Origin of the sequence: Streptomyces colwelliae (assembly GCF_048158785.1) — a bacterium.
Classification (GTDB): Bacteria; Actinomycetota; Actinomycetes; order Streptomycetales; family Streptomycetaceae; genus Streptomyces.
On the sequence record NZ_JBLTJC010000228.1, the window covers coordinates 1 to 16,885 of the forward strand.

Genomic DNA, 16,885 nt, shown 5'->3' on the forward strand with positions numbered 1-16,885 from the left:
GGTGCGGGCGCGCCGGTCGGCTGTCCGCTCGGCGGGGCGCTGGGGTCGCCCTGCGGCTGTCCGCTCGGCGCGGTCGAGGACGGGGCCGGGGTCGTCATGGGTGCACTCCTGGGTGAGTAGGGGCATGTGAGAGGGCCCGCCGTGGCAGGCCCTCTCACATGCATAGATCCTTTAGGCGGGCCGTCCGCCTGCTGCGGTAGCCTCATTGGTGAGCGCGCAACGACGAAGAGTCACCGGAAGGGGAAGCCGGTGACCGTCGACTTGCGGAAGGTTCAGGTCACACAAATGAAAAATTCCGAGAGGAAGGTCTGGGCACTTTCCCTCGTGACGGTGTTCGCGATAGCTGCCGCTCTTGGGGCAGTGATCGCCACTGATCACGTGGGAGGGAACCCCGTCAGTGCGGCGGCTACCACCTTCGCAGCGACGCTGACGCTCGGCCTGGGGGTGATCGCGTTCGTTCTTACGTGATCACCTGGCTTCCCCAGGGTTAGAGAAGGGCCGGCCCGCGCGAGCAGTCCGGCCCTTCTAAATGTGCAACTCAGCTCGTGGCCGTCGCGGGGCGCTCGCGGGCGTAGCCCTTGATCCATCCCGTGCGCAGCAGGGAGTCACGCGGGTACGGGCACGTCCGAACGTCGTCGCCGCGGCTTGCTGCCTCGGCGCCCTCGGTGATGGCCCGCACGATGTCCTCACGCGTTCCCACGTGCTCACCTCTTGTTCTGCTCGTCGGACTCGCTCTTGCGTGCGCTGGATGCCCAGCGCTGTTCGCGGCCGGTCGCCTGCTCGATGAACTCGGCCTGTGTCAGCCGGCCGTGCTGGGCCCACCACTCTTTCAGTTCGTCGCTCGCCCGCGCGTACGCGATTCGAGCCGGACCGGTGAACAGTTCAGCCGGATTGATCCCGGCGGCCTTGGCCTTGGCGTTGAGGAGGTAGCCGTTCGTGGCGTCCTCGGCGGCGAGTAGCTGCCGGTAGACGTACTCCTCGTACATCGCGCGGGCCTCGGCGCGGGTGACCCGGCGGGCGGTCTCCTCGGTCACGCCCTTGGCGGTGTCGGACGTGATGGCGGCGGCCAACTCCTCGGCGAACGTGGTGTCGTCGGCGAGGGCGCCCCATGTCTCCGGGTCCGGGGCGGGGTCCATCGCTTCGGCGAGGGCGTCGCGGTCGGCGAGCAGGTCGTCGACGGTGTTGCCGGTCGCTGCGGGCGGTGGCAGTGCGACGGCGTCGCGGCGGTCCATCTCGGCGGCGATGCGCAGTAGTTCGTCGTTGGTGGCGTACCGCATGCACCAGGCGAGGGCGTCGTCGCCCACGTCCGTGAGATCCGCGGCGAGGTTCCCGCCGGGGAAGTACGTCGCGAGCAGGTCGCGACGGCGGGCCTCGGCGTCGAGGGCGGCGCGTTCGTCGGGGTCGGCGGTGCGGGCTCGGGCGGCGAGGTCGTGGTCGGACAGGCCGACCAGGTCGCGCCGCACGCCCGGTAGTCGGCTCGCGATGTCGCGGCGGTCCATCTCCGCCATGACGCGCAGTGCGTCGCCGTCGTCGAGGCGGGGGAATGCGCGGGCGAGGTCGTTGTCGCCGAACGCGAGCAGGTCGTCGGCGAGGGTGCCGCCGGGCCTTACGCGGTCGAGTAGGTCGTCGAGGTCGCGGCGGTCGGCCTCGGCCTCGATGCGCGCGCGGGCGCGGTCGTCGAGCAGGCGGGAACCTTCGGCGGCGGCGAGCTGGTCGTCGTGCATGTTCCGTAGCGAGCGGTCATCGCCCGACCACACGCGTGCGGCGTCGAGTTGGGCCGGCGTCGCCTCGGTGCGCGGGGCGGGGAGGTTGGATGCGCCCGGCTGCTCGCGGTGCCGCAGTCGGCGTAGGTCGGGGTGGGCGGCGAGGTGGTCGCGCATGCCGCCCTGCCACTGCCGCACCTTCGCGCGGGCGGCGCGCTGCGCCTCGGGGGTGACGGCGGCGGCCTCGCGGTTCTTCCATCGCCGGATGTTCCGCTCGATCTTCCGCTGCCGCTGCCCTGCCTCGTAGCCCGCGGGGTCGCTGGTCGCGTCCTCCACGGGCGTGATGCCGGGGGTGTACGCGGACACGCTGTGACGGCAGTTCGGGTGCTGGAGACCGGCGCGGCGCGCTTCGTCGAGGGAACCGGCGACGCTTACCCGGACCGTGCGGCCGTCCTCGGTCGCGTGCTCGGCCTCGACCGTGCGCTCGCCGTCTGGGGCGCCCACGGTCAACACCCTGCGTTCCCACGGGCGGCAGAGTGGGCACTCGCGCGGGGAGTCGGACACGATCACCAGGTCGACGCCGGCCTCGCCGAGCGTGCGCATGTGCGCCTCGGTCGCGGCGCGGCCGACGGACGTCCGTACGGCCATCTCCGCGTACGAGGTGAGTTGCCAACGGCGGCCGGCGCGGTCGGTGAACGACGCGATGCCGCGGTCGGCGAACCGGCGCATGGCGTCCTGCGTGGCCTGCCGGCGGGTGCCGGTGCCGAGCAGGGGAGTTGCGGTGACCTCGGCGACGACCGTCCGGTACTGGTCGTCGACCGCCCGGAGTATCGAGCGGTGCGTCGCGGTGAGCCGGTCGACGGTTTCCTGTGCGAGCCGGTCGACGGCCTGCGCGTTTGGGGTGACGTCGTCGACCAGGCGGCGGGAGTCGTCGGACAGGGCGCCGAGTTCGGCGACTGCGGCGCGGTGCCCGGTGTTGTACGCCTCGGCGACGGCGTCGAACACGTCGAGGGACATCGCCTTGCCGAGTTCGTCGACGACGCCCTGTGCGGCGCGGCGAACGGCCTGTACGGCGGCGAGTTTGCGCTCGATCCAACCGGGGGCGTCGAGGCCGTCGGCGAGTTGGCGGGCGATGATGCCCAACAGCCGTTCCTCGGCGGCGGCGTACAGGTCACGGGTGGTCTCGGCGAGGTCTTCGACCATGCCCGGGTGAATCGGCACGAACTCACCCCCGCACGTGCGCGTCCCCGTGGTGGGATGAGTTCCCCAACTGCCATGCTGCGTGAGGGGAAGGGAGTTCCATGGCCGACAACGGTGGTTCGTCCAACCGCAGTTACAACATCAATGTCGGTAATGCGCAAGGTGTCCAGATTGGGGACATTGGAACACAGGTAAACATATTCGCTGGATTTGTAGCCGCTGCGGGTGTGGCACCCTTCTTGCAGGCAGTTGCTTCCCATTTCGGAAGTCGGCTCGCAGGGACGATTGATGAAGCGACACGCGCGGCACTGCGCCGCTTCTTGCGTCGCGAGCTGCCCGCTCCTACATCAGACGCGGACCGAAACCGTGCGCCCATCAGTCTGCAAAGCGAACACGGCTGGTCGGTGGCCCTGCATGAGGGCATTCCTGCCGAGGCGATAGGCCAACTCCTCGCACTGCATGCTGCTCCAGTCCCGGAGTGGGTGAGCAACGCTTCCCCTCCCCTGAACCTCCTGTGGGATCAAGGCCGATGGCTTCTCGTGGGAAGTTGCCCTGAAGGTCATGCTCTCCACAGGTGGAACACAGAGTTGGACTCTTGGGCTGCTGTTCCTTAGTCATTGCCATTCAAAGGGAAGGCACCCACCGGGTCGGGCGCGGCTGCGCTGGTTTCGGTGAGGATCGCCCGCTTTTCGGCTTGTGCGGCGCGGCGAACGGCCTGTACGGCGGCGAGCTTGCGCTCGACCCAACCCGGGGCGTCGAGGCCGTCGGCGAGTTGCCGGGCGATGGTGCCCAACAGCCGTTCCTCGGCGGCGGCGTACAGATCACGGGTGGTCTCGGCGAGGTCTTCGACCATGCCCGGGTGAATCGGCACTGATCACCTCCGTGGCAAGACATGCCGCGTTGGAAATGGCAGGCTTGTGGAGGAGAAGGGGGCGGAGTTGAGCACAGACGAAACAGAACGTCATGTGGACGAAACAGAACGTCATGTGGATGATGCCGACCGTGGGACAGTCGTTACAGACCTAAACGCAGGGGCGGGGGCGGTTCCCATTTTGACAGCCCTGGCAGCCGCACCATTCCTGCAAGCGGTAGCAACTCACTTTGGCAATCGTCTTGCAGGAAAGATCGACGCAGCTACGAAAATAGCCGTTCGCCGACTTGTAACTCAGATATTGCCTATAGGGTCGCCGCGTAGCACGACCGCCAGGACGCCAGACCCGCGCCAAATTTCACTCATCAGTGATAAAGGCTGGGAAGTAACGATCCACATTGACATATCGCCTGCGGCACTTGGTCAACTCCTCGAAATCGAGGCTGCCTCGCTGCCAGAGGTGAGCAACAGCCCTACCCCACGTCTTTACTGGCACATCAGTGAATGGCGCCTTGCTGGAGCAGACGGGCAAAGGATGCGTTTCTATCGCTGGGACGAAGAATCTAAAAGCTGGAACCTCGTCCGTTAGGCAAGAGGGAAGTTCCCGACGGGATCGGGTGCGGCGGCGCCGGTCTCGGCGAGGATGGCCCGCACTTCGGCTTGTACGGAGGTGTCGTCCCATGTCGGGTTGAGGATCTTCACCTTCGTCGCCGTGCTGACGGCGCCGGCGCGGTTGAGCAGGTCGAGCGTGGTCGCTGTCTGCTCGGCTGACTCGGCGACGCCGTCGCCGAACTCCACGCGCGGCCGGTCGGGCGTGATGCGGCTGCCGAACAGCTTCGCGTCGAGCAGCAGCAGCACGTGACACATGTCGGCGACGGCATGGCGCCAATAGCCGGCCTTCTTGCGGCGGGTGACCATGCTCCGGGCGTCGCGGGCGTCGACCTCGGTCGCGGTGACCGGCGCTCCGTCGCCGTCGAGGCCGAACGACTGCGGGCTGTAGCCCGCCGACTGGGCGGCCTCCCGTGTGATCGCCTCGGTGGTGCTGCGGTGCTCCTCAACCCTGATGTCGAACTGATTCAGGGTGATGCCGGCGCCCTCGTTGGGCGGCATGCGCAGGGAGTGCCAGACCTCGCGGTCGTCGTCGAACGATGCGCCCTTGCCGGCGCCCTCGTTGCGCATGTACCCGTCGGGGACGATCAGGCGGGCGCGGGCGAGGCGGATGTCGCGCATCCACGATGTCCACACCTCGTCGAGGCTGTCGAACAGGTCGTAGATCGGTGCCGCGTAGTCCGAGCGTCCGATCGGTGAGCCGCGGTGCAGCCGGTTGGGCAGCATGTTGGGGACGTAGGCGGCGGTGAGCTGTGGGATGCCGGTGGTGATCGTGTCACCGTGGGCGTCGAGGCTGTCGACCAGGTCGGCGGTGTCGGGGTGCTCGGTGAGCGGCACCCGGCGGCCGACGTTGTCGGCGGTGCCCTCGTACAGGGCGTGCACGATGCGGCCGGTCTCGTGCCGCTCGAAGTGCCGCCATACGGTCGAGGTGGTCGAACCGTCCAGCTCGCGCCAGAAGTTGACGGCGCGCAGCAGGCCGAAGCGCCATTCGGGGATCGCGCCGTCGGGCTGCATGACGGTGAGCAGGGGGCGCGGCACTAGGTCGCGGTCCCACGTCACCCGCAGGAACACCCCGGACAGGGCGGCGGCCTGCTCGGCGGAGCCGAGGAACACCTGTTGGGCGCGGCCCTCGTCGAGCAGTTGGTCGAGGCGGGCCTGTGTCGGGGTGTCGGCGACGGCGATCGTCGGCATGTCGGAGAACAGCAGGGCGGCCGAGGTCGCGGCGATGTCGCCGGCGAGGGGGACGTGTAGGCGGTGGTCGCGTCGGTCGAGGCGGTGCTCGAACGACCGGCGGCCCCACAGGCGGCGGCGCTCGGTGTGCCGCGGGTGGTTGGTGTAGACGCGGGCAAGGCGCTTGCGGTCCCCGCTGTACCACGCGTCGTCGACGCGCATCGCCTCGTAGTGCGCGGCCCACGCCGGCGGCGGCCACACTGTCCCGTTGTCAGGGAGTGCCATCGTCGCCCCCTTCCTGCCCGGCGGATTCGAACGCCTCGGCGGCGCGGCGGAACAGGGTGGCGAGGGCGGGGCGTACCTCCTCGCCGGGGGCGAGGGACAGTTCCCCTACCTCGACGGTGTGCTCGCCGACGGTGAGGGTTACGGGCAGGGTGAGCGCGGGCTCGGCCATGGCGGCGGCCTCCTTCATGCGGCGAGGGTGAGCAGGTGGCGCCACTCGTGGGCGGTGGAGTGCACGGCGTAGCGCAGTGCGTCGCACGAGTGGTCGGCGACCTTGAGGGGCTTGTCCTCGCCCTTGTCGGCGGCGGCCGTGTCCCATACGTAGCCGGGCAGTTCGTCGAGCAGTCCCTCGCATGACCGGTGTATGCGCAGCAGACCGGCGCCGAGCAGGCTTGCCACGGAGCGGATGCCGTCGACGACCTCGTTCGAGGCGCGGGCAACGCCCTCGTAGGAGTCGGCCCACAACTGCGTGATGAACGATGCCGCGCTCGGGTCGACGAACGTCCACTCGGGCGCGATGCCGAGGTCGGCGACCCACGTGCGCAGTGCGGCGCTGTACTGGGCGTCGGTCATCTGCCGGTGTGCGGTGCGGGAGTCGTGGCGCCACTCGGCGCACGCGTACAGCCGGCCGTCGACGCCCTCCCCGAGCAGGATCGCCGAGGTGGCGTTCACGGTGCCGTAGTCGATGCCGATCCAGTACCGGCGCATCGCGGGCAGGGTGTCGACGACGTGCTCGGACTCGTCGAACATGTCGTAGATCGCGCCCTCGGCCTGAATCCACAGACCGAGGACGTTCCGCTTGTAGAACAGGCCGGTGTGCGTCGACTTGATCCGGGCTTTGTACTCGGCGTCAAGCCCCGGGTTGTCGTCCAACTGGAAGTGCCACGACCTGAGCCGGGCCTCTTCCGGCCTGAGCAGGTAGTCACGGCGTAGCCAGTGATTCGGGTTGTCCGGGTTGGTGGTTGCGAAGATCTTCGACCCCGGCACGCTGCACCGGGCGGTGAGCTGGTCAAAGAACGACTTAGGGAGCGTGGTCGCCTCGTCCACGTACGCGCCGGCGCACGTCAGACCTCGTACCTTGGGCTCGGCCTGGGCGTCGTTGGCGCCGAGGGCGTGCACGGTGCGGCCGAGGACGGTCGCCGTCGGGGCGCCGGCGGTGTACTGGACGTCTTGGGCGACCTCGCCGAACACGTCCGGGTTCATCAGCGGGCCGAACACGTTCCGGGCGAGGCTGTCGCGGGTGCGCCCGACCATGACCAGCTCGCCGCCGGTCGGCGGGTCGGCGACGTACCCCAACCACCGGAGCAGGCTCGCGATCGTCTTCCCGCTGCGAACGCTGCCTTCCCACAGGTTGAGGAACGCGGCGGCCTCGACGATCGAATCGACCTGCTTCGGCGACAGACCGAGGTCACTGTTCATCGTCGCCGTCCGGTGAACTGCCGTGCCGCTCGGCGTAGTTGCGGGCGAGTCCTTCCATAAGGCGCCCGATCACGGAGCGGGAGCGCTCGCCGGCCTCGTCGCGCGGCGGGGCGAGCTTGAGGGAGCGGTCGAGGGCGGCGCCGGCGGTGGCCATCATGGTGCGCCGGTCGGCGGGGGTCGGCTCGTCCTGCCACTTCTGGGCGTAGGTGTGATCCTTCCCGCCCCACTCGAAGTAGAGGTGCGGCTCGGTCATCCGGCCGAGTTCCCGCTCGGCGACGTCGTGCAGGGTGACCGCGAGGTCGGCCCGGCGCGCGGCGAGGTCGGCACGGCGTACGCGGGTGGCGGTCTCGACCTCGGCGGCGCGGTCGAACGTGAGGTCGCACGCGGCGGCGATCTTCGACACGGTCGAGGGCGACCGCTCGATCGTCTTCGCGATTTCGTTCCGGCTCTTGCCCTGGGCGTGCAGCCGGCGTACCTGCTCGCGGTCGGCGTCGTCGATGGGGCGTCCCACGGGCGGTCACCTCCCGCGGGCATGAGAACGGCCCGGCACACAGGGGCGTGCCGGGCCGTCGGGGGGTGGGTCAGGCGGTCTTGCAGAACGTCGCCAATGCGGCGTTGATCTGCTTGGCCTCGGCGTCGCTCACCTTGTGCGAGCTGGTGCCGAAGCGCTGTTGCGCGGACCAATCGACCTTGGCGGACTTGCCGTTGATGGCAGAGCACTGGTTGCGGCTGTTGTCGACGGCCTTATCTTCGTCCGCGACCAGGGCCGGGCTGACCTTGCGCAGTGCGGCGAGCAGGGCGGTGCGCGCCTGTCCGGTCGGCTTCGCCGGAATGCCGGCGTTGTGCAGAGCGGCGGCGGCGTCGCTGGCGCTCACGGACTCGGTGGCGGCCGACGGCGTCGACTTCTTCGACGCGTCGTCGTCGCTGCTGCTGCACGCGGTGAGCGCAGCGAGGGCGGCGACGGTGGCGAGGGCTAAGGCGGTGGCGCGGTGCTTCACGGGTTGTCCCCCCACGGGTTGGTAAGCGTTACGTAAGAGGGACGTGTGCAACGTGGGGATGGTTGCAGCGTGCATGCGAACGCCCCGCCGCGGGGGGAGCGGCGGGGCGTTCGGGAAGGGCGACCGTTTCCGGGCACGCCGAAGACGGGCCCCACTCTAGGTCACGGAACGATAACGGCGCAAGCGGTCTTGTCTGATGCCCTCGCCCGCGCGCATGACGCTGCGCGTCCGGACGCGCAGCGTGTGCCACCGGGGCGGCTGTACAGGAGGGTACGTAATTGCTTAACTCTTTTGTGCAGCAGAGCTGCCGATGGGGGCGAGACCGTGCGTCGATCCCGCCCCCGTGCGCGCGCCCTAGCCGGCGCTACGCAGTGACCGCGATGAACGGTCATTGAGGGATGGGCTCGGGTTGGTGCGTCTTACCTCTTGATCAGGTCGCGGACGATCTCGTACACGAGACGTCCCGCCGTGACCAGGAAGGTGTTTCGTTCCCAATCCGGGCCCTTCATCATGCTGGCCTGCCTTCTCCTGCTGGCTGGCCTGCCTTTCTTTCCTTCGCCGACCGGCTTCCTTTTCTTCCTGCTGGTCCCCAAACTTCCTCCCTCTGCATCGGTTGAATGCGCCATGAGGGGAAGGCGGTTGGGGCGAAACCGTGCCCGCGTGGGAAACCGTACTAGCTGCGAAAGGCGTTACGGCAGTCGCGAAAGGGTTAACTACCCCCCCGAACGTCGTACTTCTGCTCCGATATGGCCGCAGGTGGCGGAAGCGCCGGACGGCCGGGCGCGCTGTCCGCACGGACGGGACACAACTGCGCACCAGGCGGCGGACTAGGGCACGGTGTGCCGACTGGACGCGGCCCACGGGTGTCCGACGTGCGCCCCGCTGTGTCGACAGCGGGGCGCGTGGTTGTCATACGTCCTGGTCAGGCTGTCGGACGGGCCGGTACGGCTTGATGTTCGTCGTCGTGATCTCGGGCGCGACGCCGGTTGGGTAGTGCCCGCGCTTCCACGCTCCGTCGTACACGTTCGCGAGGAGTAGTAACGCCTGTCGGACGGCGGCGGACGCGTCGCAACCGGTCTGCATGATCACGCGCAGATCGTCGTACATGCCTTCGTCGAGGATGCGCACAGACAGGGACCGTCCGACGTCGGGCGGGAGATTCGGGGCCTTGGCCGGCTGCTGGGTAATGTTGGCGGTAGTCATCGGGGGTTGCTCCCGTTTGGCGAGTCGGGCCCGCTTGACGTGTGAGGCGTCGGGCGGGCCCGCGTTGTCGGTGGGCTTACTGCTGGTCGTCGCTACGCGTGCTGGTCTTGTGCTCGTCGACCGGGAACTCGGGCTCGGGCAGAGCGGCCGGTTCGCGCTCGTGGACGTACAGCGCGTCGTTCTCGGTCCCCTCCGGGCCCTCCCAGATCAGCACACGCGCGCGGTGGGTCCTGACCACCTCGTCGTTCTCTTCGGCGTCGGCGAGCAGATCCTCGGCGAGCTGTGCCTCGGTGCCCGGTGCGGCGTCGTTGTCGCCGCTTCCCCATGTCTGCCAGCCGTCGCCGGCGGAACTGCCGAACAACTCGATGCGGTGCTCGTAGAGCGTGCGGCCTGCGGGTACGTGCGCCCGTCGGCGCTCGTACGCCTCCCTTTCCGCCTGCTGGTGGAACTGCTCGAACCACTCGGGCGTTCCGGGCTGCTCGGGCTTGCGCAGCACGTCGTACACGTAGGAGTCCGTCACGCCGAGCAGCTTCGCGATGGCGGGCGGCTTCATACCGTCGGCCTTGGCCCTGCGGATCACGAACGGGGTCGACTCCACGGCCCGCTTCCCCTCGTCGCGGGTCTCGGCGATCTGCGCGAGGGCGAGGGCGGCCGGTCGCTGCTCGGCGGGGAACTCGCGCTCGACCATCGCCGTGCGCTCGGCGAGCTGCCGCTCGCGCTGCGTGCGGCGCACCGAGCGCGAGATCTCGGACGACGTCATGACGCGCGTCTCAGGTGCGGGGATGATGCCCGAACCGACAACGGCCTGTACCAGGCTCAGGGCGAGGGCGGCGAGCTGCGGGCGGCCATCGAGCAGCCTGTCGAGGGCGGCGCGGGTTTGGTCCGGATCGGGCGCGGGCTGCACCTCGAACCCCTTGTCGCCGATGGCGCGCAGTACGTCGGCCTGTTGCTCCTCGGACGTCTGCGGCGGCCGGTCGCTGGTGCTCATGGGGTGTTGCTCCTGTCGGTGCGGTCGGGCCCGCCCTCGGGCGAGGGCGGGCGGGGTCGGTCAGACGGCGAACAGGGCGACCTGTTCGGGCTTGTGGGGCACGCCGTCGAGGGCGAGCTGTTCGGGGCGGCGCGGTCGCCAGGGCGCGCGGATCACCAGCATGCCGACGGGCTCAGCGACCTCGACCTCGGTCCGCCACTGGGCGGCGACGGCCTCGGCCTCGGCGTGGTCGCGGGCCTCGGCCCGTACGCATCCCGTGCACAGGCGCCACCCGTGCACGGCGGCGAAGATACCGTTGCGTCCGCCTGCGGGGCGTCCGCAGTACAGGTCTTGCGTTCCAGGGCGGCGGTAGTGCCCGGTGATCTTCAGGGCGGCGCCACGCACGGCGTGGGTCTCGGGACGCATCGGCGGGTTCCTTGGCTACGGGTGTCCACAACCTGCGGGGCAGGTCACCAGGTTCGGGCAGTTGCAGGCGGGGTCGAACTCGTTCTCGGAACAGCCGCAGTTCTCGCACTGCTCCTCGCTGTTCTCGGGGTGGTCGACATTGAGTACGGTGCGGCGGGTCTGCTGGGGCTTCGGCATGGCTGGTACTCCTCGGCGGAGCGGGCCCGCCCTCGAAGGGGCGGGCCCTGGGGCGGTCAGGCGGGGACGATCAGGACCAGGGCGCTGGCGGCCATCGGGTCGCAGACGTCCCATTGGTTGTCGTCGCCGAGGTTCACGACGGGTCCGGGCTCGTCGGCCAGCAGGCAGCACACGCCGCATCCGCACGACGGGCTGTACGGGATGGGGTGGGCGGTGTACTGGTCGTTGAAATAGTCCGTCTGCGGCATGCGGCCTCGTACGTCCAGCACGCAAGCGAGCATGGTGTCGCCCTCGCGGACGTCGCCCGCCCGCACGATGCGGGCTGCGGCGGGGTCGACCAGCAGGGGGGCGTGATCCTCGTCGTCGGGCAGCGCGGTCACGACGACGGGGAAGAACTCGACGTTCATACGGTCGCGGGCGTCGAGGATCTGCGCACGCGCAGCGGCGGCGGCCGTCTCGACGAACCTCCACTCGCCGTCGAGGTCGTCGGAGCCGACGCCCTCGGCACGGTGAATGGTCGCGAAGATGAACGGGCCCTCGCGGTAGATGTGGGCGCGGGCCTTGCCGTTCTCGAACAGGACGGCGTACCCGTCGGTCGACCAGCCGACGACCCACCCGTCGGCGGTCACGGTCGGGTACTCGTCGGCCTCGCGCTCCTCGCGCGGCGTCGTGATCGAGGCGTAGCGCTTCGGCAGAAACGTGATCAGGCGCGTGGGGCGCAGCTTCTCGACGGCGCGGGCGAACGCGACCTCGCGGGTTGCCATGCCCGCGAGCAGGCAGTCGCTGCTTGCGGAGACCGGGCCCTCGGCGGGGACCTGGGCGGCGGCCCACAACCCGTCGCGGTCGGAGCCCGCCGTGTTGAACACGGCGTACTGCGTGCCGTCGAACTCGAATGCGGAACGGCCCTGGTCGTCGGCGTCGGCGAGCTGGGGCTCGGCGGCGGCCTCGCGGGGGTGCTCGCCGTCGCACTCGCGACCGGTCTCGGCGCAGTCGCAGGGGCAACCGCAGTCCGTGACGTGCCGCACGAAGAACACGAACGCGTCGATGCGGTGCTCGCCGACGATGTCGAGGCCGTCGAGGCGGTCGAGGAACGCGTCGAACTCGGTGTCGTCCTCGACGTCGACGGCCACTTCCTCGACGTCGTGGCGCAGCCACTCGCGGGCCTCGTCGAGGGTGTCGACGCACTCGACGCGGTACTCGGTGTCGAGGCCGAGGTCGTGGCTTCCCACGTGGTAGCGGATGCGGTTGGTGTTCATCGGGGGTTGCTCCCTCTGATCGGTGGTGGTGGCGGGTGAGGACCGCCGTTGACGTGACCACTGTAGGCGCTTCTGAAGTAACTACACAAGTTACTTCAGAAGTTGGTTCAGAAAAGTTCGTGAGCGGCCAACTGCCGTGCACAAACGGGGAGTTGGCCGGTCCCTCGTTTCGGCTATGCGGCCGGTCGCTGCCGGTCGGCGGTAAGGGCGGACCACAGGACGACCAGGTCCGCCCCCCGCCATTCACCCCGGCGACGGCCCTCCCCGGCGGGCGCGGTGCACGCTGCGCCGGTCGAGCAGGCGACGGCCGGTTCACCGCCGGCGCGGGTACGGCCCGTGAGGCGCCCGCCGCACCAGGGGCACGGGGCGTCGAGGGCGGTCGACCGGCCGTCGCGTCCGAGCGCGCGCTCGACGGCGCGGCGAGCGCCGGCGGCCGTCGCGGCGAGGTGGTCGAGCAGCAGGGCGGGGACCGGCGCGAACAGGTCGCCGTACTCCTCGCCGAGGGCCCGCCCTTCCAGCCACACGGCGGCCCAGTGCAGCCCGTACGCCCGCGAACCGGCCGAGTCGGCCGTCTGGTAGTGCCACCGGCCGGGGTTCTGCCGGTCGGCGAGGTCTTCCCGTATGACCGTGCGCGGGGGCAGCGACCGCAGGGCGACCGGCGTCCGGTGTACGGGGCGCTGTACCTGCTCGGCTACGGCGTCGGCGAGGTCGAACAGCTCGCGCTCGACCTCGATCGCCGCGTCGAGGGCGTCGAGGTTGAGCGGGGCCGGGTGCTCGCGCAGCAGCAGGGGGAGTCGGCCGACGACTGGCCCGGCCGGCTGCTCGCCGGCCTCGGTGCGGTCGGCGGCGGCGAGCTGGTCGAGGAACCCGCCGCGGGTCTCGCGCGGCGGCCACTCGGCGGCCGGGCGGCGGTCGACGGCGGCGAGCAGGTCGCCCCACTGCTCGCGTACGGCGGCGAGGTCGACGGCGGCGCGGCGGGCGACCGGCGGCGCGGCGTGGTCGATGGGGGTCGTCATGGTGGCTGCTCCTGGTCTCAGTGCTGGTCGAGGGCGTCGCGGACGGCGTCGTACACGTCGTACTGGCCGTTCGCGTACGCGAGGTCGTTGGGCAGTCCGAGGTGCGGGCGCGGCCGGGCGGGCAGCAGGGCCCGTACGGCGGCCACCTGCTGACCGGCGCGGCGGCCGTCGGCGCGGGCGTCGCGCGCGTCCCCCTGCCACACGGTGACCGTGCGCGAGCGGCGGGCGAGGCCGGCGCGGTGCGCCTGGTCCCGCTCGGCGAGCTGCTCCTCGGCGTCGGCGGCGCGCTGCTCGGCCTCGCGTATCGCGTCCTCGGCGGCGAGGGTGCGCCGCTGCTCGCGTCGCACGGCGGCCTGCTGCCCGCCGGCCTCGGCGCGGAAGCGGTCGGACGCCTCGACCTCGGCCTCGACGTGCGCGCGCAACAGGCTGGCCTCGGCGCCGGTGAGGGCCCCTCGCTGGGCGCGGGCGAGCAGGACGAACAGGGACTCGCGTCGGGCGTCGCGCTCGGCGTCGCGCCGGTCTCGGCGCGTTCGGATACGGCGGCTCATCTGTTGTTCTCCTGGGTTCGTTCGGTGAGTACTCGGCAGGTGAGGCACCCGCGGGGACACCGGCCCTCGCCCTTGGCGAGGCGCAACAGGGCGCGGTCGGCACTGCGGGATTGGCGGCCGGCGAGGGGGCCGGGGCCGCGCCGGCATGCCCACCGGCCGAGGGGCACGCCGCCCGCGATGACGATCGCCACGGTGGTCAGGGCGGCGGCGGTGGTGCTCACCGCTGCGCCTGCTCGTCGAGGCCGTCGGCGTGCTGGTCGAGCCGTTTCCGGACGCTGTCCATGCCGGTGAGCAGGCCGCGCGAGCTGCGGTTCACGCCGAACCGCTCGCGTGCTTCGGTGGAGTGCTGCCGGGCGAGGGCGGAGAGTTCGCGGGCGTGGACGGCGAGCAGGACGTACGCGGTCGCGAGGGCGGCGGCCGGGCTGCGCTGCTCGGTGTCGAGCAGCAGATCGCGCAGCGAGGCGAGGACCTGCGACGGCTCCGCGGTGTTGAACGCGAGGCACTGCCGGACCTCGTCGAGGGCGCGCTCGTCGGGTGCGGGCATCGCCTCGGGCGGCGAGGCGGGCGCGTCGTGCAGCGGGCACGGCCGGCCGGTCGCGCGGGCGGTCGCGCACTGGCCGGCAGGACCGTCGAGGCTCGCGGCGAGCTGGCGCAGGATGTCGGCGGCCACCGGCCGGGGGAGGTTGCACGCGACGTCGGCCGGTCCGCTGTTCGGCACGGTGACGATCAGGCGGTGAGTGTCGAGGGAGGCGACGGCGACGGCGTCGGGAATGCGGGTCATGGTGCGTTGCTCCTGTCTCGGGGAGGGGAACGACGCGGTATTCACGGTGTTGACGGTGAACACGACGTCGTTCGTGCGCGCGGGCGGCTCCGCGTCCGGACGCGCGGCCGGTCACGCGGCCCGTTCGAGGGCGCGGGCGGGGCGGGGTCGGATGGGGTGGACCGTGGCGAGGTGGGGCGCGCGCTTGGCGGCGCGGGCGGCGCGGGCCTGGGCGTTCTTGCACGCCCGGCACTTGCGTGTGCCGTTCTTCGCCCTGATCGTGTTCGCCTGGTCGTAGCGGTGTCCGGCGGGGCAGTGCGTCACGGCGGCGCGCATCGCGACGTGGTTCGCTGAGCGCAGGATGTTGACGCGGTGGGTGACGGCGTCGAGGTGGCCGGGGGCGACGCACGCGCGGCGGCGGCACCGGTGGTCGACCTCAAGACCGGCCGGTATCGGGCCGTTGGCCTGCTCGTAGGCGTAGCGGTGGGCCTTGACCGTGCGGCCGTCGGCCCAAAAGGTGCCGTAGCCCTTCTCGTTGGTGCTCCCGTCCCACAGACGGCAGGGGCCGGGGCAGTGTCGGCGGAGTGACCAGGGGCCGGCGGTGTTCACTTTGTCGGCGAACCGCTCGGCCGGGGTGGGCCGGTCCACGGACGTACCTCCTCGCGGGATGCAAGTCGTTCCCGATGTTCTTTTCGTGGATGGAAACATTCCTTCCGTGGAAGGAATATAGTGCACAGGGGGAGGCCTCGGCCGTTCCGATTCCCGCCCCCTGTGCGGTAGTTACGCGGCTTGCCGATCGTCGTCGGGTGGGGCGAGGGCGATCGTCCACCCCATGGCGAGCAGTTCCTCGACGACCTGCTCGGCCACGTCCTCGGCGGTGTCGAGGCCGTTCCCGCGGGCGTTCTCGACGCCTGCGCGCACGACGGCGAGGGCGGCGGCGGGGATCATCGCTGTGCCCCGGTGACGTGCCGGGCCTCGCGTCGTCCGCACTGCTCGCGGGCGACCGGCGGGCGCGTCATGAGGCGGGCGAGGCCGGCGCGCTCGCGCTCGGAGCGTTCGGCGGCGGTCCGGCGGGCGGTCTCGGCCTCGGCGGAGGCGCGCTGTTGCTGCTCGGTGCTGTGGCGCTCCTCGGCGTCGGCGCGGCGGCGTCCGGCGACCAGGGCGGGCCCGTCGACTTCGAACCAGGTCGACCACAAGCCGTGTCCGTCGTGCCGCTCGACGATCACGTACGCGCCCTGCTCGGCCATCCCGCGCGCGATGCGCCGCACGGCCTTGCGGTCCTGGGTCGCCTTCACCCACGGCCGGTCGGGGCGCCGGTCCCAACTCCCGGTGATCCGGAACAACTTGCTGTTCTTCGTGCGGTCGCCGGCACTGGCGCGGCGGCGGTGCGGGGCGCGGTCGGGGTGCTTGCTGTTGCGGTTCATGCGGCCGGCTCCTGGGCGTAGTGGCGGGAGGTGGCGAGGTCGAGGCGCGAGGGATGCGCCGAACTGCGCGGGTGGCGGCGGTAGTTGACGCACGGATCACCGGCGCGGGCGCGGCACTGCTCGTAGGGGCACGCCACGTCGAGCGGGTCGGGCAGTCCCTCGACGGCGCGGCGTTCGCGCTCGGCGCGGCGGCGCCGGTACGGGGCGAGGGTGTCGGCGGCACTGCGCGGGACGTAGTCACCGAGGGCGGCGAGGCGTTCGGCGGCGAACTCCTCGCGCTCCTCGCGGGTGCCGCCGGTCAGTTCCCGGTACGTCGCAGCGGTCACGGTGCCCGTCGCGACGGCGTGCCGGGTTCCGAGCAGTTCGGCGCGGTACGCCTCGGGGTTGTCGGGGTCGGCGGCGGGAACGGGGTCGTGGTGGCGGTCGACGACGTCGCGGCGGAAGCTGTGCCACGGGCGCGAGACGTCGCTCGGCTTGATCGGGTACGGGCTGGTCGCGATGTGGTGGCGTACGACCTGCGCGGCGTCCCAGTGGCGGCCGTTGGGGTGCGGGGCGGCCGTGGCGACGTCGGCGAGCAGGTCGGCCCACTGGTCGAGGACTTCGGCGGCGGCGGCCTGGTCGTCGGGCGCGGTGCGCGGGTCGAGACGCACGGCGTAGGCGAGCAGGGCGGCGACCTCTTCGCGGGTCATCTGGCGTGCTCCTGGGGCGAGTTGAGGGCGGCGGCGAACAGGTCGGCGGCGCGGGCGACGCGTCCGGGCCGGGCGGCCGCCCTGGTGCGCGAGACCGCCGTACGGTGGCCGGAGACGGCCGCGCACCTCGGCGTCTACGTCGACCGGTGCCTCGACCAGCCGACCAC

At 71.0% G+C, this 16,885-nt stretch carries 23 protein-coding genes; 2 read left to right on the top strand and 21 right to left on the bottom strand.

The window, feature by feature from the left end; all coding sequences use genetic code 11:
* The first annotated feature begins 249 nt into the window (after positions 1-249).
* The gene (locus ACNFOC_RS35160; RefSeq protein ID WP_416963098.1) at positions 250-468 is read left to right on the top strand and encodes a hypothetical protein; all 219 of its coding nucleotides are present in this window, start codon (positions 250-252) and stop codon (positions 466-468) included.
* A gap of 70 nt (positions 469-538) precedes the next feature.
* On the opposite strand, the gene ACNFOC_RS35165 is transcribed toward ACNFOC_RS35160, so the two are convergent.
* The 3 genes from ACNFOC_RS35165 to ACNFOC_RS35175 all read right to left on the bottom strand — a co-directional run bounded on the left by ACNFOC_RS35165 (position 539) and on the right by ACNFOC_RS35175 (position 3,774).
* Complete coding sequence (locus ACNFOC_RS35165; RefSeq protein WP_416963099.1) at positions 539-700, bottom strand: Rmf/CrpP fold protein; 162 nt, start codon at positions 698-700, stop codon at positions 539-541.
* A gap of 4 nt (positions 701-704) precedes the next feature.
* Positions 705-2,924: a phage minor capsid protein gene (locus ACNFOC_RS35170; RefSeq protein ID WP_416963100.1), complete on the bottom strand. Its 2,220-nt coding sequence runs from the start codon at positions 2,922-2,924 to the stop codon at positions 705-707.
* A 589-nt stretch (positions 2,925-3,513) separates the two neighbouring features.
* On the bottom strand, positions 3,514-3,774 hold the full coding sequence (locus ACNFOC_RS35175) for a hypothetical protein (protein ID WP_416963101.1): 261 nt from the start codon (positions 3,772-3,774) through the stop codon (positions 3,514-3,516).
* A gap of 67 nt (positions 3,775-3,841) precedes the next feature.
* On the opposite strand from ACNFOC_RS35175, the gene ACNFOC_RS35180 reads away from it, so the two are divergent.
* Positions 3,842-4,363 (top strand): hypothetical protein, encoded by a 522-nt coding sequence (locus ACNFOC_RS35180; protein WP_416963102.1) that lies wholly within the window; start codon positions 3,842-3,844, stop codon positions 4,361-4,363.
* Here the strand turns inward: ACNFOC_RS35180 and ACNFOC_RS35185 are convergent.
* From ACNFOC_RS35185 to ACNFOC_RS35270, 18 genes are all read right to left on the bottom strand, one after another.
* Positions 4,360-5,838 carry a phage portal protein gene (locus tag ACNFOC_RS35185; RefSeq protein ID WP_416963103.1) on the bottom strand — a complete coding sequence of 493 codons (1,479 nt, stop codon included), beginning with the start codon at positions 5,836-5,838 and terminating at the stop codon, positions 4,360-4,362. The genes ACNFOC_RS35180 and ACNFOC_RS35185 overlap by 4 nt on opposite strands.
* Complete coding sequence (locus ACNFOC_RS35190) at positions 5,825-6,025, bottom strand: hypothetical protein (RefSeq protein ID WP_416963104.1); 201 nt, start codon at positions 6,023-6,025, stop codon at positions 5,825-5,827. Before ACNFOC_RS35190 ends, ACNFOC_RS35185 begins: the two co-directional genes overlap by 14 nt.
* The gene (locus ACNFOC_RS35195) at positions 6,022-7,254 is read right to left on the bottom strand and encodes a PBSX family phage terminase large subunit (RefSeq protein ID WP_416963105.1); all 1,233 of its coding nucleotides are present in this window, start codon (positions 7,252-7,254) and stop codon (positions 6,022-6,024) included. Before ACNFOC_RS35195 ends, ACNFOC_RS35190 begins: the two co-directional genes overlap by 4 nt.
* Positions 7,244-7,765 carry a helix-turn-helix domain-containing protein gene (locus ACNFOC_RS35200; protein WP_416963106.1) on the bottom strand — a complete coding sequence of 174 codons (522 nt, stop codon included), beginning with the start codon at positions 7,763-7,765 and terminating at the stop codon, positions 7,244-7,246. Before ACNFOC_RS35200 ends, ACNFOC_RS35195 begins: the two co-directional genes overlap by 11 nt.
* A 70-nt stretch (positions 7,766-7,835) precedes the next feature.
* Positions 7,836-8,252: a hypothetical protein gene (locus ACNFOC_RS35205; protein ID WP_416963107.1), complete on the bottom strand. Its 417-nt coding sequence runs from the start codon at positions 8,250-8,252 to the stop codon at positions 7,836-7,838.
* 909 nt (positions 8,253-9,161) lie between these two features.
* Positions 9,162-9,455, bottom strand: a complete 294-nt coding sequence (locus tag ACNFOC_RS35210; protein ID WP_416963108.1) for a hypothetical protein — start codon at positions 9,453-9,455, stop codon at positions 9,162-9,164.
* Positions 9,456-9,531: 76 nt separating this feature from the next.
* Complete coding sequence (locus ACNFOC_RS35215) at positions 9,532-10,443, bottom strand: hypothetical protein (RefSeq protein ID WP_416963109.1); 912 nt, start codon at positions 10,441-10,443, stop codon at positions 9,532-9,534.
* Between the two features lie 60 nt (positions 10,444-10,503).
* On the bottom strand, positions 10,504-10,848 hold the full coding sequence (locus ACNFOC_RS35220) for a hypothetical protein (RefSeq protein WP_416963110.1): 345 nt from the start codon (positions 10,846-10,848) through the stop codon (positions 10,504-10,506).
* A gap of 15 nt (positions 10,849-10,863) precedes the next feature.
* The gene (locus tag ACNFOC_RS35225; RefSeq protein WP_416963111.1) at positions 10,864-11,025 is read right to left on the bottom strand and encodes a hypothetical protein; all 162 of its coding nucleotides are present in this window, start codon (positions 11,023-11,025) and stop codon (positions 10,864-10,866) included.
* Positions 11,026-11,081: 56 nt separating this feature from the next.
* Positions 11,082-12,281, bottom strand: a complete 1,200-nt coding sequence (locus tag ACNFOC_RS35230; RefSeq protein ID WP_416963112.1) for a hypothetical protein — start codon at positions 12,279-12,281, stop codon at positions 11,082-11,084.
* 173 nt (positions 12,282-12,454) lie between these two features.
* Positions 12,455-13,297 carry a hypothetical protein gene (locus ACNFOC_RS35235; protein WP_416963113.1) on the bottom strand — a complete coding sequence of 281 codons (843 nt, stop codon included), beginning with the start codon at positions 13,295-13,297 and terminating at the stop codon, positions 12,455-12,457.
* Positions 13,298-13,314: 17 nt separating this feature from the next.
* Positions 13,315-13,845 carry a hypothetical protein gene (locus ACNFOC_RS35240; RefSeq protein WP_416963114.1) on the bottom strand — a complete coding sequence of 177 codons (531 nt, stop codon included), beginning with the start codon at positions 13,843-13,845 and terminating at the stop codon, positions 13,315-13,317.
* On the bottom strand, positions 13,842-14,066 hold the full coding sequence (locus ACNFOC_RS35245) for a hypothetical protein (protein ID WP_416963115.1): 225 nt from the start codon (positions 14,064-14,066) through the stop codon (positions 13,842-13,844). The genes ACNFOC_RS35240 and ACNFOC_RS35245 overlap by 4 nt, the downstream gene beginning before the upstream one ends.
* A complete protein-coding gene (locus ACNFOC_RS35250; RefSeq protein ID WP_416963116.1) occupies positions 14,063-14,626 on the bottom strand; it encodes a hypothetical protein in 564 nt (187 codons plus the stop codon). Before ACNFOC_RS35250 ends, ACNFOC_RS35245 begins: the two co-directional genes overlap by 4 nt.
* 111 nt (positions 14,627-14,737) lie before the next feature.
* Positions 14,738-15,253: an HNH endonuclease signature motif containing protein gene (locus ACNFOC_RS35255; protein WP_416963117.1), complete on the bottom strand. Its 516-nt coding sequence runs from the start codon at positions 15,251-15,253 to the stop codon at positions 14,738-14,740.
* Positions 15,254-15,385: 132 nt separating this feature from the next.
* Positions 15,386-15,553 (bottom strand): hypothetical protein, encoded by a 168-nt coding sequence (locus ACNFOC_RS35260; RefSeq protein ID WP_416963118.1) that lies wholly within the window; start codon positions 15,551-15,553, stop codon positions 15,386-15,388.
* A complete protein-coding gene (locus ACNFOC_RS35265; RefSeq protein WP_416963119.1) occupies positions 15,550-16,029 on the bottom strand; it encodes a hypothetical protein in 480 nt (159 codons plus the stop codon). Before ACNFOC_RS35265 ends, ACNFOC_RS35260 begins: the two co-directional genes overlap by 4 nt.
* Complete coding sequence (locus tag ACNFOC_RS35270) at positions 16,026-16,718, bottom strand: zinc finger domain-containing protein (protein ID WP_416963120.1); 693 nt, start codon at positions 16,716-16,718, stop codon at positions 16,026-16,028. The genes ACNFOC_RS35265 and ACNFOC_RS35270 overlap by 4 nt, the downstream gene beginning before the upstream one ends.
* Positions 16,719-16,885 lie beyond the last annotated feature (167 nt).